General features: G+C 37.0%; 1 protein-coding gene. It reads right to left on the bottom strand.

The genetic code is table 11. The features are described from left to right. Positions 1 to 138: 138 nt before the first annotated feature. Entirely contained in the window at positions 139 to 1281 is a 1143-nt protein-coding gene (locus MJG50_RS21925; protein WP_240257905.1) for an IS110 family RNA-guided transposase, read from the bottom strand. Positions 1282 to 1539: the final 258 nt, after the last annotated feature.

The following is a 1539-nucleotide window of genomic DNA, read 5'->3' as shown; positions in this document are numbered from 1 at the left end:
TTTTTTCTGTGAAAATAATCTTTGCACTGTTAGTAGGTATAGATCTTTACCTGAGTGGTAATCCTAAATTTGACAATAAGAAAGCAGAGTTACCTTTTGGCGAGGTATCTCGTATAAATGATTATTGTTTTGGATATACTAACTAGTTTGTAGTGGTTCTATATATAGCTCTTTGTTGATTAACATAGAGTAAATCGTTCGAAGCATTCGATGGCCTGTAGCTACGAGTGCTTTTTTCTTTCCCCTTCTTGCTGCAGTAGACCAATATTTTAGGGCAAACCATTTATTTCTACTCCTTGACGCAGCCCAAGCAGCTTCACATAATGCAGATTTAATATGAGGATTCCCCTTGGTTGTTCGTGTACTCTTTCTCTTTCCTGCACTCTCATGATTTCCAGGTGACAATCCTGCCCAGGAAGCAAGGTGCTCAGATGAAGGAAACTGACTCATATCCACTCCAATTTCAGCAATAATAACCGAAGCAGTATTTTTACTTATACCTGGTATAGATGTTAAGATAAGCACTTCTTCTTGGTATTTTTTAAGTATTTCATCAATCTTTTGGTCGATTTCATCGGTCAGGGACTCTAAATATTCAATATGTTTAAACGACTGTCTAATTAAAAATAGCTGATGACCGTTAATCGTTCCAAATAAGGAATCGGAAATACTTTGTTTCTTGTGTTGCATCCGCCCATGAATGGAGGACTCTACTTCTTCCTCATCTATATAGCCTTTTTCTAGAAGTCGCTCAAGTAACTTTCGACCAGATACTCCAAAAACATCGGAGATGACAGAACCCAACTTAATGTTCGAACACTCAAAAGTCTTTTGGATACGATTCTTTTCAGATGTTATATGTCCTATCCACTTTTTACGTAGTCGAGTGAGATCCCGAAGTTCACGTATGTCTGATGGTGGGATAAAACTTTTTTCTATCAAACCTACTCTTAATAACTTAGCTATCCATTCTGCATCACTTACATCGGTCTTACGACCAGGGACATTCTTAATTCGTTGAGCGTTTGCTAAGGTGATATCAAAAAAGTCTTCCAGGACATTAAACACAGGCTTCCAATAAACACCGGTACTCTCCATCGCAATGTGAGTAACTTCTTTTTCTTCTAACCATTTTAAAAGACGAAATAAATCTTTTGTAAAGGTAGGGAAAGTCTCAATCTCAGAGGTTAACTCATTATCGTTGTTCCCTATAAGTACACAAACAACAATACTTTCCGCATGAACATCCAAACCTGCGCATTTTTCTAACAACACTTCCATTAAAAACCACCTATTCTAAAATTGATCATAAACAGGGAATGAGTTTGACAATAAGTATTTTTCTGTTCGTAGTCACCCTAAAATAGGGGCTCACAAAGGGTTGAACTCCAAACTCATTCAAGCAGTTTTTATGACAGGATCCAAGTCACCAAAAAAAGATACGCACTGAACCTGATTATGTCATCTATCAGTATGGACGGGGTTTAACCATTTTCATGCCTGGGTTGGGAGTAAAAATTTAATCATGTTAGTTTTTAT

This window comes from Fredinandcohnia quinoae, assembly GCF_022427965.1.
Taxonomy (GTDB): domain Bacteria; phylum Bacillota; class Bacilli; order Bacillales; family Bacillaceae_L; genus Ferdinandcohnia; species Ferdinandcohnia quinoae.
This window is presented reverse-complemented; position numbering and strand designations above follow the sequence as displayed.

What these genes read in the sequence shown, in the direction of transcription:
- MJG50_RS21925 (WP_240257905.1), bottom strand. Translation starts at nt 1,281, where the DNA reads ATGGAAGTGTTGTTAGAAAAATGCGCAGGTTTGGATGTTCATGCGGAA.